The sequence below is a fragment of the Rossellomorea sp. GAMAL-10_SWC genome (assembly GCF_049568075.1).
Classification (GTDB): Bacteria; Bacillota; Bacilli; order Bacillales; family Bacillaceae_G; genus Gottfriedia.
Genome location: NZ_CP144911.1, coordinates 481,833 through 495,953 on the forward strand (window position 1 = coordinate 481,833; position 14,121 = coordinate 495,953).

General features: G+C 32.8%; 15 protein-coding genes and 1 pseudogene. 14 read left to right on the forward strand and 2 right to left on the reverse strand.

The window, feature by feature from the left end; genetic code table 11:
- Positions 1 to 77: 77 nt before the first annotated feature.
- Positions 78 to 689: a DedA family protein gene (locus tag V5E38_RS02355; RefSeq protein ID WP_499212070.1), complete on the reverse strand. Its 612-nt coding sequence runs from the start codon at positions 687 to 689 to the stop codon at positions 78 to 80.
- A gap of 349 nt (positions 690 to 1,038) precedes the next feature.
- Here V5E38_RS02355 and V5E38_RS02360 point away from each other — a divergent pair, with 349 nt between their 5' ends.
- From V5E38_RS02360 to V5E38_RS02375, 4 genes are all read left to right on the forward strand, one after another.
- Entirely contained in the window at positions 1,039 to 1,584 is a 546-nt protein-coding gene (locus tag V5E38_RS02360) for a GNAT family N-acetyltransferase (protein ID WP_499212071.1), read from the forward strand.
- A gap of 71 nt (positions 1,585 to 1,655) precedes the next feature.
- Positions 1,656 to 2,327 carry an HAD family hydrolase gene (locus tag V5E38_RS02365; RefSeq protein ID WP_499212072.1) on the forward strand — a complete coding sequence of 224 codons (672 nt, stop codon included), beginning with the start codon at positions 1,656 to 1,658 and terminating at the stop codon, positions 2,325 to 2,327.
- Between the two features lie 16 nt (positions 2,328 to 2,343).
- Positions 2,344 to 3,606, forward strand: coding sequence for an MFS transporter (locus tag V5E38_RS02370; protein ID WP_499212073.1), 1,263 nt, complete (start codon positions 2,344 to 2,346; stop codon positions 3,604 to 3,606).
- A 44-nt stretch (positions 3,607 to 3,650) separates the two neighbouring features.
- Positions 3,651 to 4,598, forward strand: a complete 948-nt coding sequence (locus V5E38_RS02375; RefSeq protein ID WP_499212074.1) for an aminoglycoside phosphotransferase family protein — start codon at positions 3,651 to 3,653, stop codon at positions 4,596 to 4,598.
- A 61-nt stretch (positions 4,599 to 4,659) separates the two neighbouring features.
- Here V5E38_RS02375 and V5E38_RS02380 read toward each other — a convergent pair whose 3' ends face one another.
- On the reverse strand, positions 4,660 to 4,944 hold the full coding sequence (locus V5E38_RS02380) for a YciI family protein (RefSeq protein ID WP_499212075.1): 285 nt from the start codon (positions 4,942 to 4,944) through the stop codon (positions 4,660 to 4,662).
- Positions 4,945 to 5,041: 97 nt separating this feature from the next.
- Between V5E38_RS02380 and V5E38_RS02385 the strand changes: the two genes are divergently transcribed.
- The 10 genes and pseudogenes from V5E38_RS02385 (at position 5,042) to V5E38_RS02430 (ending at position 14,093) form a co-directional block, all read left to right on the forward strand.
- Positions 5,042 to 5,197 carry a hypothetical protein gene (locus V5E38_RS02385; protein WP_499212076.1) on the forward strand — a complete coding sequence of 52 codons (156 nt, stop codon included), beginning with the start codon at positions 5,042 to 5,044 and terminating at the stop codon, positions 5,195 to 5,197.
- A gap of 160 nt (positions 5,198 to 5,357) precedes the next feature.
- On the forward strand, positions 5,358 to 5,528 hold the full coding sequence (locus V5E38_RS02390; RefSeq protein ID WP_499212077.1) for a hypothetical protein: 171 nt from the start codon (positions 5,358 to 5,360) through the stop codon (positions 5,526 to 5,528).
- Positions 5,529 to 6,023: 495 nt separating this feature from the next.
- A complete protein-coding gene (locus V5E38_RS02395; RefSeq protein ID WP_499212078.1) occupies positions 6,024 to 6,797 on the forward strand; it encodes a nucleotidyltransferase domain-containing protein in 774 nt (257 codons plus the stop codon).
- A gap of 68 nt (positions 6,798 to 6,865) precedes the next feature.
- On the forward strand, positions 6,866 to 7,303 hold the full coding sequence (locus tag V5E38_RS02400) for a Dps family protein (RefSeq protein WP_499212079.1): 438 nt from the start codon (positions 6,866 to 6,868) through the stop codon (positions 7,301 to 7,303).
- A 253-nt stretch (positions 7,304 to 7,556) separates the two neighbouring features.
- Positions 7,557 to 8,594, forward strand: a complete 1,038-nt coding sequence (argF, locus tag V5E38_RS02405; RefSeq protein WP_499212080.1) for an ornithine carbamoyltransferase — start codon at positions 7,557 to 7,559, stop codon at positions 8,592 to 8,594.
- Positions 8,595 to 8,635: 41 nt separating this feature from the next.
- Positions 8,636 to 9,850: an argininosuccinate synthase gene (locus V5E38_RS02410; protein WP_499212081.1), complete on the forward strand. Its 1,215-nt coding sequence runs from the start codon at positions 8,636 to 8,638 to the stop codon at positions 9,848 to 9,850.
- Between the two features lie 27 nt (positions 9,851 to 9,877).
- Positions 9,878 to 11,269 carry an argininosuccinate lyase gene (gene argH / locus V5E38_RS02415; RefSeq protein WP_499212082.1) on the forward strand — a complete coding sequence of 464 codons (1,392 nt, stop codon included), beginning with the start codon at positions 9,878 to 9,880 and terminating at the stop codon, positions 11,267 to 11,269.
- Positions 11,270 to 11,385: 116 nt separating this feature from the next.
- The gene (locus tag V5E38_RS02420) at positions 11,386 to 12,393 is read left to right on the forward strand and encodes a PTS sugar transporter subunit IIC (RefSeq protein WP_499212083.1); all 1,008 of its coding nucleotides are present in this window, start codon (positions 11,386 to 11,388) and stop codon (positions 12,391 to 12,393) included.
- A 452-nt stretch (positions 12,394 to 12,845) separates the two neighbouring features.
- A pseudogene (locus V5E38_RS02425) lies at positions 12,846 to 13,253 on the forward strand (DapH/DapD/GlmU-related protein); the annotation flags it as partial.
- Positions 13,254 to 13,331: 78 nt separating this feature from the next.
- Positions 13,332 to 14,093: a metallophosphoesterase gene (locus V5E38_RS02430; protein ID WP_499212084.1), complete on the forward strand. Its 762-nt coding sequence runs from the start codon at positions 13,332 to 13,334 to the stop codon at positions 14,091 to 14,093.
- Positions 14,094 to 14,121 lie beyond the last annotated feature (28 nt).

Consider the following 14,121-nt stretch of genomic DNA (forward strand, 5'->3'; position numbering starts at 1 on the left):
CTGATAATCAGGTTTTTAGAACTTTGTCTACAAACTAACTCAGACTAAACGAAATTAGTCTGAGTTTTTCTTCTTATTTAAGCAGAGCGTTTTCTTTTTTTGATAAAAAGGAAGATAAAAACGACCAATCCAATCAATAAAATTCCATAAATAATACTTGAGTACACATCCATATACTCAACAATCTTTTCCCAGGATGCACCGACTGATGCACCAACTAAAACTAAAATTGTATTCCATATTAATGAGCCTAAAGTTGTAAATAACAAAAAGATCCAAAAATTCATACGTGCCATTCCAGCTGGGATAGAAATTAAACTACGTATTAATGGAATCAGCCTACAGAAAAAGACAGTCCAAACACCGTATTTTGAAAACCATTCGTCCGCTTTATGGACATCCTTTTTAGTTAAACGTAAAAAATGCCCCCAGCGTTCTACGATTTTTTCTAACGTTTTTATATCTAGTAAAGTACCAAACCAAAAAAGTATGATTGCCCCAATTACTGATCCTAAAGTTGAAAAGAAAATAACACCTATTTTAGATAGTGAAGATTCTGTCGTCATGAACCCTCCAAACGTTAAAATTACTTCGGAAGGAATTGGAGGAAATATGTTTTCTAATGCAATTAATAAAAAGATACCTAAATAGCCAAAAGTATCCATTGTTTCAATAATCCAGTTTTGCATGAATTTACCTCATGTTTGATATTTATTTTTAAGGAATAATTAGAAGTTTTTAATATTCCTTGTGAAAAAATATACTATGTAACTAGTGATTAGGCAAGTGATTGTGAAACTTGTTCCAAAAATATATTAAAAACTATTAATAAAATGTAGATTTTATGTCTAGTGAACAATGGATTAACATTGTAGGTAAGAATTTTTTTGAAGTCAGAGGATTTAGAGCAGTTGATAGAGAATTAAAGTAGATTAATATAAAAGCAGAAATTAGATTTGGTTACAATACTTCTCCTAAATCTGAAGAAATGTAATTAGCTAATTAGATTTAATGTCTTAGTAAAAAAGGAGGATAGACATGTTTAAAGTTCAAATTAGTGAGGATTTATCAATCAATTTATTAACACCGAAATATGCAGCAACATTAGTAGAGGCACTGAAGGAAAATCAAAACTCCTTAAAAGAATGGTTGATTTGGGCTGAAAATATACCATTGATCGAGGATTATCAAAAATCGATTATACCTATGTGGTTACAAAAATTTGCAGATAATAATGGTTTTGAAGCGGGCATTTTTTATAAAAATGAACTAGTAGGTATGGTAGGATTACATTATATAGACTGGTCGAATCAAACAACTGAAATAGGCTATTGGCTAAGTGAACATGTACAAGGTAAGGGAATAATGACTCGTGCTGTAGAAGGCTTAGTTTCATATTGTTATGATGAGCTTAATCTTAATCGAGTTGTGATTAGAGCAGCTGTTGAAAATGGTAAGAGTAGGGCAATTCCTGAACGTTTAAATTTTAAACAAGAAGGTGTCCAAAGAGAAGCACAGCAAATTAGAGAAAAGTATTATGATATAGCTGTTTATAGTATGTTGAAAAAAGAATGGAAAATTTAAATGAATCAATTTGCGTTAGCTAAAAATGCTAACGCTTTTTTGTGGAGTACTATTGATGGAGGAAGAAAATAATGACTTATAATACAATTTTGTTCGATTTAGATGGTACATTGACGGATCCAAAGGTAGGGATTTTGAACTCAGTAAAGTATGCATTAGAGAAAATGAATAAAGCTATTCCAATAGAATCAGAGCTTTTAAAATTTATTGGCCCTCCGATTCAGCAATCATTTTCGGAAATTTTCCAATTTAATGAAAAAGAATTATTAAATGCAGTTCATTTTTATCGCGAATACTTTTCGCAGAGTGGTATGATTGAAAATAATGTATATGATGGGATACGTGAACTTCTAAGCGAACTCCAAAAAGAGAAAAAAAGATTATATGTAGCAACTTCAAAACCTACTATTTTCGCAAGGGAAATATTGAGCCATTTCCAGCTTGATGAGTTTTTTATTCAAATTGTTGGAAGTGAACTAGACGGCACAAGAATCGATAAAGGCGAGATCATTGAGTATATTTTTGAAAAGAATAATAAACTTTCTAAGGAAGATTCCGTAATGGTTGGGGATCGATTTCACGATATAAAAGGTGCAAAAATCGCTAATATTGATTCAATTGGAATAACCTACGGATATGGATCTGAATTGGAATTAACTAATGCAGGAGCGAATGCAATTATTAATAGTGTAGATCAACTGAAAAAAATGTTATTAAATGAGAGAAAAATCATGGTCTACTAATGAAGGAGGAGTTTGATTGCAAAGTGGAAAAATACATTATGCTTGGATTATTTTAATTGTTACTTTCTTATCCGTCATTATTGCTGCAGTAACAAATACGATGTCTGGAGTGATGATGATTCCTTTTGAAAAGGAATTTGGTTGGAGTAGGGCATCAATTTCTGGTGCGTTTGCGATTTGTATAACTCTTGTTGGATTCTCTGGTCCATTTATTGCTGGCTTATATCAAAAGTTTAGTGTACGAAAAGTATTGCTAGTAGGTATGGGAACATTATTAGTTGCTATTTTACTAACAACAATTATGACACGAATTTGGCATTTATTTATCATTTGGGGAATCATTATTGGATTAAGTGCAGGGGCATTTTTGACGGTTTTAAATGCGTATGTTGCAACTACCTGGTTTGAAAAAAAGCGTGGTTTAGCACTTGGGCTTTTAACTTCTAGTTCAGCAGCCGGTCAACTTGTTTTCTTGCCGCTTATGGCATATATTGTTGAAAATTATTCTTGGAGAAATGCCGTTTTAACCATATTTTCTTTTGGTGTTTTCATTTATGTATTACTTTGGATTTTTATGAGGAATGATCCAGCAGATGTTGGGGTTTTACCTTTAGGGGCTGAAAAAAGTAATAAGAAGCAAGCGAACAATATTAATCCGGTGAAGGCAGCTTTTGATGGGTTAAAATTAGGTGCTAAATCAAAAGTTTTTTGGTTATTAGCGGGAAGTTTCTTCGTTTGTGGCTTTTCAACTAGTGGTTTAATTGGGACTCATTTTATCTCACTTTGTATGGATTATGGATATAAAGAGGTTACGGCTGCTAGTATTTTAGCGTTCATGGGAATATTTAATATTATCGGAACGACTTTATCCGGATATATTTCTGATCGCTTTGATAATCGTTGGTTGTTATTTTGGTATTATGGTTTAAGAGGATTATCACTACTTATTCTACCTTTTGCTTTATCTACTAATTCAATCATTTATTTAAGTGCTTTTGCCATTTTCTATGGGATGGATTGGATTGCTACAGTTCCGCCAACTATTAAACTAGCGACGGACCATTTTGGTAAAGAGAAGGTAGGGGTAATCTATGGATGGATTTATACTGCCCATCAATTAGGTGCTGGAGCAGCAGCATATGGTGGAGGTTTAGTTTATTCTTGGTTAAATGCTTACCAATCAATCTTTATTGCAGCAGGTATCTTTTGTTTAGTTGCAACTTTATTTGTACTTAATATAAAAAAAAGAGCGGTATTAAATCAAAATCTTTCTGCGTAGAAGGGAAATTAATAAAAAAAAATTTAATAATTGAGGTAGAATGGATGACCTATCTTTATAAAATAACAAAAGAAAAATATAGAATAATGCGCGAGAAAAATTGTTTTTGGGAAGGCAAGATTCGTAAAATTTGTGAGTTAGAAAAGATCGATTATGAGAAGCTTAATCGATTTTCGTACGGTGGAAATATTGTTTTTAGTATAGATGGTGAAATTGTCATTAAATTATATCCTTCTTATGTGAATGACGAGTTCATAAAAGAGAAACAGGTTCTTGAGTTTTTAAACGGCCGAACTCTCTCCGTAGATGTTCCTAAATTAATTTCAACTGGTCAATTTGAAGGCTGGAGCTATTTAGTAATGAGTGAACTAAAAGGGACTCTTTTAATTGATGTCTTTGATGAACTGAATTTTGAGGAGAAAAAGCAAATTGCGTTTGATTTAGGAAAAATAATAAGAGAAATCCATGACGCAACGATCTCAACAAAACAAGATGATAATGATCATTGGAAGAAATTTATTACAAATCAAATAGAGCAAGTAGAGAATCATCATAAAAACAACGGAATGAATGATGAATTATTTACCCAATTAACAAACTATATAGAAGATAAAACATTACAAGGAAAAGAACAAATCGTATTATTAACCGGAGAATACACACCATTTAATTTAATCATGAATAAAGTTGATGACATGTGGCGGTTTACTGGTTTAATTGATTTTGCTGATTGCTTTGTAGGAAACTCAAAATATGATTTGCTTGGGCCAATAGCGTTTATGTTTTATCCATTTGAAGGACTAAATAAAATTTTTCTAGAGAGCTATGGCTATACGAATAACGAATTAAATGAGGGCTTACAAAAAGAATTAATGATTTATTTATTACTACATCGTTTTAGTAATATTAGTTTCTATCAAGAAAAGTCTGAGGTAGCTAAGAAAGCTACTACGATAAAAGAATTAGAAAATATATTTTTTAATTTTAAGTAATTAACAATAAAAGTGCATCAAGATTGGCTTGTATTAGTCATTTTCGATGCACTTTTTGTATTTAAGTTAATGCAATTAAAAATGGATATAATTCAGCAGTCATAACATTCTTTTTAACAGCCGGATCATTTTGCATGATTTCCTCTGCATGCTGTAAGTTTTCTGTTTTTAAGATGACAATACCGAATTCTGATTGTTCGGTTCTTCCTGCTAAAGATACTGTCTTTTCTTTATTTAAGTTTTGAAGATAATGGAAATGCTCTGATACAATATTTCGTTCTTCTTCCGTTGAATCATGTAAAAAAGAAGATTGAACTGGTTTTAAAACATAGATAAAGTTTTCCACTTAAGCCACATCCTATCGATTATACTATTTTATATTGGAATCTAGATTAATTCTCTGTATTTTCTCTCATAATATATGCAAGGAGTTAAATGGGCAAATGCCATATGGAGTAATTTATCTTCGACCATTAAGAGCAGAAGATGGGTACATGCAGTTCTACATCCATAAGATGGAGACAAATTGGTATTTGATTAGACGACTATATGACCAACTTATCCAATTATCTTTAAGTAGGAGAAATGAAATTGATTAAATGATAGTGATAGTAATAAATCTTAGTTGGAAGATTTCAGTCATTTTTTAATGTATTTGGAGATACTATGCTTGAGGTGAAAAATGGAAAGTATCTAGGAGTAAATACAATCGCTAAAGTAATTGAAGCTCCTTTAATGTAAGAATTTGTAGGTGATCGAATGAGTGAAGAATTGTGGGATAAAGTAGAAGAATTAGGAAAAGAAAATTTGAAAAGAAGTCAGATAATAGGAAATGAAATAGCTAAAGAAAAAAGAGAACTAACGTTAGAAGATTTAGTTTTTTCCTTCCAACAAAGAGGAATGCTTAAATCAATTATGTTCCGACGCTAGAAATCTATATGATTGGTTATATGAAGAATTGCAATTGAAAGAACCAAATTTTGAAATGGTCGTTCAAACAGTTAAAGAAGGAGTTCAAAATATGGATGAGTTATCAGATAGGCTAAGAGAGTTTTTAAAGGGCAGTCATTAAACGACTGTCTCAGACTGCCCGAAAACGCTCGCTTTCTTCGTTGCTTCGCCTGTCTGCGGTGCTCATTACCGTCTAGGGTAACTCCGCTCCTCACCAGGCTTCGCGCCTCGAAAGACAAGCGCTTGCAATCAGTCTGAAAATCTGGTTTTTTGTACTTTATCTACATACTGGGGCAGTCATTAAACGACTGTCTTTTTCTTTTTTTAATCCTCGATTTGACTGTATACCATAGGGTGTATGGTTTTCTTTTTTATTTTATAATAAAAGATGAAAGTAGATTTCGATCTAGATTCTATAATATTTATAATACTATTTAAACTAAACATTTATTGACGGGGGGGAAGTGGATAATTATGCAGGAAATCATTATAGAAAAACTGAAACAAATAGAAACCGAACATGACGTAATAATACTATTTGCAGTTGAGTCCGGTAGTAGAGCGTGGGGATTTCCATCTAAAGACAGTGATTATGATGTGCGTTTTGTTTATGTGCATCGCAAAGGTTGGTATTTAAGCATTGACCAAAAACGTGATGTAATTGAATATCCAATCAATGATTTACTCGACTTTAGTGGGTGGGACATAAAAAAAGCACTTAATCTTTTTGCAAAGTCAAACCCGGCTTTATTAGAATGGTTAAGGTCTCCAATTGTTTATTATGATGATTTAACGATTTCAGAAGAATTAAGAAAAATCGGTAATGAAATTCTTTCTAAAAAGGCGTGTATTTACCATTATCTCCATATGGCCAAAGGTAATTACCGTGATTATTTGCAAGGGGAAGAAGTTAAGATTAAAAAATATTTTTATGTATTAAGACCAATTTTAGCTTGTATATGGATTCAAAAATACAATGAAATTCCTCCAATTTTGTTTGATGAACTTTTAAAGATGGAAGGGTTAGAGCAGGAATTTTTAGAAGAAGTAGACAAGTTATTAATCCGAAAAAAACAAGGTGAAGAATTAGATTTAGAGCCTAGAAAAAAAGTATTAAACGATTTTATTGAAAAAAACATTCAGTTTTTTGAAGAGTATGTTAAGGGAATTACTGAATCAAATAAGGTGAATACTGAGAACTTAAACAAACTATTTCGAACGACAATTGAACATTCATGGGAAAAATAGAATAGACTACACACTTTTTGGGAAAAATTTCTTTGTATGTTAACAAAGAAATTGGAGTGTGAATGAAGTTGGCAAATTTAGAAAGTCTTTTAAATCAACAATTGGCGAATTGGAATGTATTATATGTAAAATTACATAACTATCATTGGTATGTAAAAGGACCGAATTTCTTTACGCTACATGAAAAATTTGAATTGTATTATAACGATGCAAAAGTAATGGTAGACGATTTAGGAGAACGTATTTTAACAATTGGTGCAAAACCAATTGCTACGCTGCGTGAATACTTAGAAACGGCTACGATTAAAGAAGGTAATCATACGTTTTCTGCAGAAGAAATGGTATCTGATCTGATTAAAGACTATGAAAAAGTTGTACAAGAATCGCGTGATGTAATCTCAATTGCAGAAGAAAGTGATGATCAAGAAACAGCGGACTTATTTTTAGGTAAGATTGCTGAAATTGAAAAGATGCTTTGGATGTTAAAGTCATTTCTTGGTAAATGAATAAATATTAAAACAGGTGGATTAACCAATCATTAATTATGATTGGTTAGTTCACCTGTTTTTATTTTACCCGTTTTTTTTATCTTGTGTACTAGTGAAAAATGAGTGTTTATAAGGGTTTTGGTGATGCGTTAAAATTATTCGAGTAAAATTACAAAAAAAAACTAAAAAACCAATTGTATAATTATTTATATTTGTGTATAATCATTCATTATATAAGAATCTAAAGCTTCTAAAAAAAGGGGATGGATTTATGAGCAAAGTATTGAAAGAAAATCATGTAAAGAAAAATGGTTATATTCAAAAGACAAAGGGGAATGTTACAAAAGGAAATTTTAGCTCTGTAAAATGGTCGGATTTTAAAGGGAAAAATTTTCTTTCGATCAGTGAGTTTTCATCAAGTGAATTATTATTTTTACTAGAAAAATCTTTAGAGATGAAAAATATGCAAAAGGCCGGAGAGGCACATTCTTATTTAAAAAACAAAGTGTTAGGGATGATTTTTGAAAAGAATTCTACTAGAACGAGACTTTCATTTGAAATTGCCATGATGCAATTAGGTGGTCATGCAATCTTTATGAGCAGTAAAGATTTACAGCTTGGTAGAGGCGAAACTGTTCATGATACATCGAAAGTATTTTCTCGTTATGTAGATGGAGTCATGATTCGAGCAAATACTCATGAGATGGTGAAGGAGTTTGCTGAACATTCGTCAATTCCAGTTATTAATGGATTAACTGATCTGCACCATCCTGCTCAAATTATGGCTGATTTCTTAACAATTCTTGAGCATAAAGGTAGATTAAAAGGTTTGAAGATTGCTTATGTAGGAGATGGTAATAATAACATCTGTCATTCTTTAATTGAAGGTGCAGCTAAGCTTGGTGTTTATTTAACAATTGCATGTCCCGTAGGGTATGAGCCGAATAAAGTTGTACTTCAATCGATGAAACATGTTGCAAAAACAACTGGAAGTGTTATTGAAGTAGTGAATAATCCTGTAGATGGTGTAAGTAGAGCTGATGTTGTCATAACGGATGTTTGGACCAGTATGGGGCAAGAGGAAGAGACTGAAATTCGCTTAAAAGATTTTAGCCCGTATCAAGTAAATGATCACTTATTAGAAAACGCAAAAGATGATTATTTATTCATGCACTGCTTACCTGCACACAGAGGGGAAGAAGTAACAGCTTCAGTAATTGATGGTAAGCATTCGGTAGTATTTGATGAAGCGGAAAATCGACTTCACGCTCAAAAAGCAATCTTAGTAGCATTAATGGGTAATTTATAATTCTAAAAATCTATTATAAAAATCTAATCGGGGGTAATAACATGGGAAATGAAAAAATTGTTTTAGCATATTCAGGTGGTTTAGACACATCAGTTTGTATTAAATGGTTACAGGAGAAATATCACTACGATGTGATTGCACTTTGTCTAGATCTAGGTGAAGGGAAAGATGTTGAAGCGGTTCGTCAAAAGGCGTTAAATTTAGGAGCAATTAAGTCATATATGATCAATGTAAAGGAATTATTTGCAAATGAATATATTGTCCCGGCTCTAAAAGCGAATGCATTATATGAAGGGAAATATCCACTATCGTCTGCTCTATCAAGACCGTTAATCGCAAAACTATTAGTCGACGTAGCAAAACAAGAAGGTGCAGTTGCTGTTGCACATGGTTGTACTGGAAAAGGAAATGATCAAGTTCGTTTTGAAGTTTCTGTAATGGCCTTGAATCCGAATCTAAAAGTAGTGGCGCCTGTTCGTGAATGGGGCATGACACGTGATGAGGAAATTCAGTACGCACATGAAAATGGTGTTCCAATTCCGGTTGATCTAGATAATCCATTTTCAATTGATGCAAATATTTGGGGAAGAGCTTGTGAAGCAGGTGTATTAGAGAATCCATGGAATGAAGCACCAGAAGAAGCTTTTGATTGGACGAATGCAATTGAAAATACTCCGAATGTTCCTGAATATATTGAAATTGAATTTTCAAAAGGTGTACCTGTAAGCTTGAATGGCCAGTCTATTGAACTAGTTCAATTAATTGAACAATTAAATGGTATTGGTGGAAAGCACGGTGTTGGAAGAATCGACCATATTGAAAATAGATTAGTAGGCATAAAATCACGTGAAGTATATGAAAATCCAGCAGCACTAATCTTAATCAATGCTCATAAAGAATTAGAGTTCCTTACATTACCTCGTGAGGTAACAAATTTTAAAGTAAGTATTGAACAACAATTTTCAAAAATGCTTTACGATGGATTATGGTATTCACCTTTAATGGGTGCTTTAGATGCGTTTGTTAATACAACACAAGAAACAGTAAGTGGTATTGTTCGTGTGAAATTATTTAAAGGCACTCATACAGTAGTCGGTAGAAAATCGGAAACTAGTCTATATAATGAAGAGCTTGCTACTTATTCAAAGGGTGATTTATTTGATCATAATGCAGCGGTAGGCTTTATTAAATTATGGGGATTACCAACAAAGGTATATAGCGAAGTTACACAGAAAAATACAGTTTTAAGTAAATAAAATATAGAGTGGATTAAGGAGGCAGTTATGTCAAAACTTTGGGGCGGACGTTTTACGAAGGAGACAAACCAATTAGTAGAAGAATTTACGGCATCAATTGAATTTGATCAAATAATGGCTAAAGAAGATATAGCTGGTAGTATCGCACATGCAACGATGCTTGGAGAATGTGGCATAATTGAAATCCAAGAGGCTGAACTTATAATAGAAGGTTTAAATAATATATTAAAAAAAATTGAAAAAAATGAGGTTCAATTTAGTATTGAAAATGAAGATATTCATATGAATATCGAAAGCTTGTTAATTGAAGAAATCGGTCCTGTAGGAGGAAAACTACATACAGGGCGCAGTCGAAATGATCAAGTAGCAACGGATATGCACCTTTTTTTAAAAAATAACACATCCTCCATTATTGATTTAATTGAAGAAGTTCAGAATAAAATCATTTCGCAAGCAAAGAAACATGTAAATACAATTATGCCTGGCTATACGCACTTGCAAAGAGCGCAGCCAGTTTCATTTGCACATCATATACTTACTTATTTTTGGATGCTTGAGCGTGATAAGAGTCGTCTCAAAGATAGTTTAAAACGAGTAGATATTTCACCACTAGGTGCAGGTGCATTAGCTGGAACTACTTTTCCAATTAACCGTTATCGTACCGCTGAATTACTTGGTTTTAGCGATATTTATCATAATAGTTTAGATGCAGTAAGCGATCGTGATTTTATCGTAGAGTTCCTTTCACATGCATCATTACTTATGACACATATTTCTAGGCTATCAGAGGAATTTGTCATTTGGTCTAGTCAAGAATTTCAGTTTATTGAATTAGACGATGCTTTTTGTACCGGCTCTAGTATTATGCCGCAGAAAAAAAATCCAGATGTTCCAGAATTACTTCGAGGTAAAACTGGAAGAGTTTATGGAAGTTTAATCGGGTTATTAACTGTTTTAAAAGGACTTCCTTTAGCTTATAACAAGGACATGCAAGAAGATAAAGAAGGCATGTTTGATACTGTTTATACTGTTGTAGGGGCATTGCAATTACTTTCAGGAATGATCGATACAATGAAAGTAAACGAAAATCGTATGTATGAAGCTGTTAAAAATGATTATTCAAACGCTACTGACCTTGCTGACTACTTAGTGCGAAAAACTATCCCATTCCGACAAGCTCATGAAATCGTTGGAAAAACGGTTCTATATGCTATAGAGAATCATAAATTTCTTGGGGAATTAAATCTTGAGGAATTTAAGATGATTAATGAAGTGTTTGAAGAAGATATTTTTCATACATTAAATCCAAAAACGGTTATGGAAGCAAGAATTAGTGAAGGTGGAACTTCTACAAATGAAGTTTGGAAACAAATAATGAAAGCGGAAGAGTGTTTAAGTATTACAACAAATATGGTATAATTTCCCTATTGAAAGCGTCCAATTTCTTGGACGCTTTTTTGTGCTTCTAATTATTAATAATTTTCTATTCATTATGCAAATACTAGAAGCAGTTACTAAAAAAAGGTAGGTATGATATGAGCGCGAAAGAAAAAAGTAGAGTATTTAGAGCATCAGAAGGTATAGCACATGCTGTTTTTGTAATGATCGGTATCGGGTCTTTACTTGAGAGTATTGGAAAAATTTTTCATTTTGAATCTTTAATGACGATCGGATTATCAACTAAGTTATTAATGGCACCAGCTATTGGCGCAGGTATAGCCGTGTTATTAGGTTCAAGTACGTTAATCATTTTTTCTGCAATGGCTGCTGCAATAATCGGTTCCGGGGCATTGTTAATGGTAGATACGGCAATGACCATTAAAATGGGTGAACCAGTCGGAGCACTTTTGTCAGCTTTAGTTGCAATCCTTGTTGGAAAAGCTGTTCAAGGTAAAACGAAACTAGATTTAATGGTTGTGCCTTTATTTGCCATCTTAATTTCAGGTATAGTTGGACTATATTTATCAAAGTGGATTTCTCCAATTTTAATAGCGGTTGGGAATTTTATTAAAGGTTCAACAGAAGGTTCACCAATTATTGCTTCAATTGTATTAGCAGTCGTTTGGGGGATTTTAATTGTTTCTCCTGCTTCCTCAGCTGCATTAGCAATTGCCTTGAATTTAGATGGAATAGCTGGAGGAGCTGCATTAGCGGGATGTGCAGCGCAATTTGTAGGATTAGCAGTTATCTCTGCACGAGAGAATGATCCAGGTAGTATTCTTGGATTATTGATCATTACCCCAAAATTACAGCTACCTAATGTAACTAGGAATATTAAAATACTTATACCGACAGCAGTTGCAAGTGCCGTGGCAGGACCGGTTTCTGCATTCCTATTTCATATTGAAGCGCCAAAAGAAATTGCAGGTTTAGGGTTATGTGCATTAGTTGCACCAATGAATTTATTAGCTACTTATGGAAGTTCAGTTATTATACCGATGATTGTTACATACGTATTAGTACCTGGGATTGTTTCGTATATCGTGTACATATTCTTAAAACAAACGGGTATGATTAAAGCTGGAGAGTTGAAGATATTATAATAATATTGAGTGCTGAAGTAACACGTAGTTGATGGGGTGCAAATAAGGGTTAACCAATCTTAAATAAATAGAGTGATACAACTAAATTCAAAGAAATAACAATAAAATATAACTAAACCAAGTAAAAAGACCATTAAATGCATTTACTTGCCTACAAAAAAGAAAATGAGTACTAATCACAGTACTCATTTTTCTGTTCATTGACTACTTATTAAGTTACACTTTTATCGATTCATAACAAATAATTTTGATCGAATTCCTGTAAAAATAGTGCCTTGTGCTAGATTGATTATTTTAGATGATTTCTCATTTTGTAACAGTTTTTCACCCAAGTTTCCTGCAAAAACAGCTATAATTGAAAAAAAAATGAAGGAAAAGGTTGGTAAAATAGTATTAAAGGAGAGTTTAATTTAACGCTTGAAACTGAAAGTAGTAAAAGAGAGAGACGATTAAAACAGTTATTTGGTTCAACTGGCGAATGCTTAAATATTGAGCCCACGTTTCGTTGTGATTATGGATACAATATTCACGTAGGTGAAAATTTCTATGTAAACTTTGATTGTGTCATACTGGATGTTTGCCCGGTTCATATTGGCGTAAATTGTTTTATGGCACCAGGTGTACATATTTATACTGCTACAAATCCGCTTGATCCAGTTGAGAGGGCTAGTGGAGCTGAGTTTGGTAAACAAGTTACGATTGGTGATAATGTTTGGATTGGCGGAAGAGCCATCATTAACCCAGGAGTAACAATTGGGAATAATGTAGTAATCGCATCTGGTGCCGTTGTAATAAAAGATGTTCCTGACAATGTAGTAGTTGGAGGGAATCGAGCGAGAATTATTAAGGAAGTTAAATAATAGAATTTACGAAAAAGCCTTTTTAGGAAAGCACACAGCGTTTAAGTAATTTTGTCCATGATAGAAATGGAGGGCTATATGTTTTATATTTTTTTCATTTGTATATTACTAGGTTTTTTGCTATTAGTTTACATGTTTATAGAGGCTCATATGAATATAGTTCGAAAACACGAAATCTCTTTTTCGAATACGCTCCTTGAGAAGCCAATTAGAATCTTTTTTATTTCTGATATTCATAGAAGAAAAATAGATTCTTCTATTATTAAGAGGATGTCTAATCAAGTTGATCTTGTCATTATAGGCGGTGATTTATTAGAAAAAGGTGTGCCTCTTGCAAGGATAGCACAAAATATTCGAAAACTAAGTAGTCTTGGTGAGGTCTACTTTGTTTGGGGTAATAATGATATCGAAATGGAAAAGAAGGATTTAGTGACTATTTTTAATAAATGGAATGTAACTGTTTTGAAAAACGCCTCTGTTACGATAAACCATTTGCAAAGAGAATGGGCTATAATTGGAGTAGATGATTTGAAAACGGGGAAGGTGGATCTTGATCTTGCCTTTCAAGGTGTTAAACAAAATGCATTTAAGCTTTTAGTGAGTCATAATCCAAGAATCTTGAAGTTTTTAAAGAAAGAACATGGGGTATCTCTTGTTTTAAGTGGTCATACTCATGGCGGACAAATAAGGATTTTTGGTTTTGGTCCTTATGAGAAAGGAAAAACGCATGTATATAATAGCATGACTCAAATAATAAGTAATGGATATGGTACCACATCTATACCACTTAGATTAAATGCACGCCCTGAAACCCATTACATTGTGATTAAAAGTATATAAAGTCGTAAAGACAATAACTTAAACATGA

What these genes read in the sequence shown, in the direction of transcription:
- V5E38_RS02355 (WP_499212070.1), bottom strand. Translation starts at nt 689, where the DNA reads ATGCAAAACTGGATTATTGAAACAATGGATACTTTTGGCTATTTAGGT.
- V5E38_RS02360 (WP_499212071.1), top strand. Translation starts at nt 1,039, where the DNA reads ATGTTTAAAGTTCAAATTAGTGAGGATTTATCAATCAATTTATTAACA.
- V5E38_RS02365 (WP_499212072.1), top strand. Translation starts at nt 1,656, where the DNA reads ATGACTTATAATACAATTTTGTTCGATTTAGATGGTACATTGACGGAT.
- V5E38_RS02375 (WP_499212074.1), top strand. Translation starts at nt 3,651, where the DNA reads ATGACCTATCTTTATAAAATAACAAAAGAAAAATATAGAATAATGCGC.
- V5E38_RS02385 (WP_499212076.1), top strand. Translation starts at nt 5,042, where the DNA reads ATGCCATATGGAGTAATTTATCTTCGACCATTAAGAGCAGAAGATGGG.
- V5E38_RS02390 (WP_499212077.1), top strand. Translation starts at nt 5,358, where the DNA reads ATGAGTGAAGAATTGTGGGATAAAGTAGAAGAATTAGGAAAAGAAAAT.
- V5E38_RS02395 (WP_499212078.1), top strand. Translation starts at nt 6,024, where the DNA reads ATGCAGGAAATCATTATAGAAAAACTGAAACAAATAGAAACCGAACAT.
- argF (WP_499212080.1), top strand. Translation starts at nt 7,557, where the DNA reads ATGAGCAAAGTATTGAAAGAAAATCATGTAAAGAAAAATGGTTATATT.
- V5E38_RS02410 (WP_499212081.1), top strand. Translation starts at nt 8,636, where the DNA reads ATGGGAAATGAAAAAATTGTTTTAGCATATTCAGGTGGTTTAGACACA.
- argH (WP_499212082.1), top strand. Translation starts at nt 9,878, where the DNA reads ATGTCAAAACTTTGGGGCGGACGTTTTACGAAGGAGACAAACCAATTA.
- V5E38_RS02420 (WP_499212083.1), top strand. Translation starts at nt 11,386, where the DNA reads ATGAGCGCGAAAGAAAAAAGTAGAGTATTTAGAGCATCAGAAGGTATA.
- V5E38_RS02430 (WP_499212084.1), top strand. Translation starts at nt 13,332, where the DNA reads ATGTTTTATATTTTTTTCATTTGTATATTACTAGGTTTTTTGCTATTA.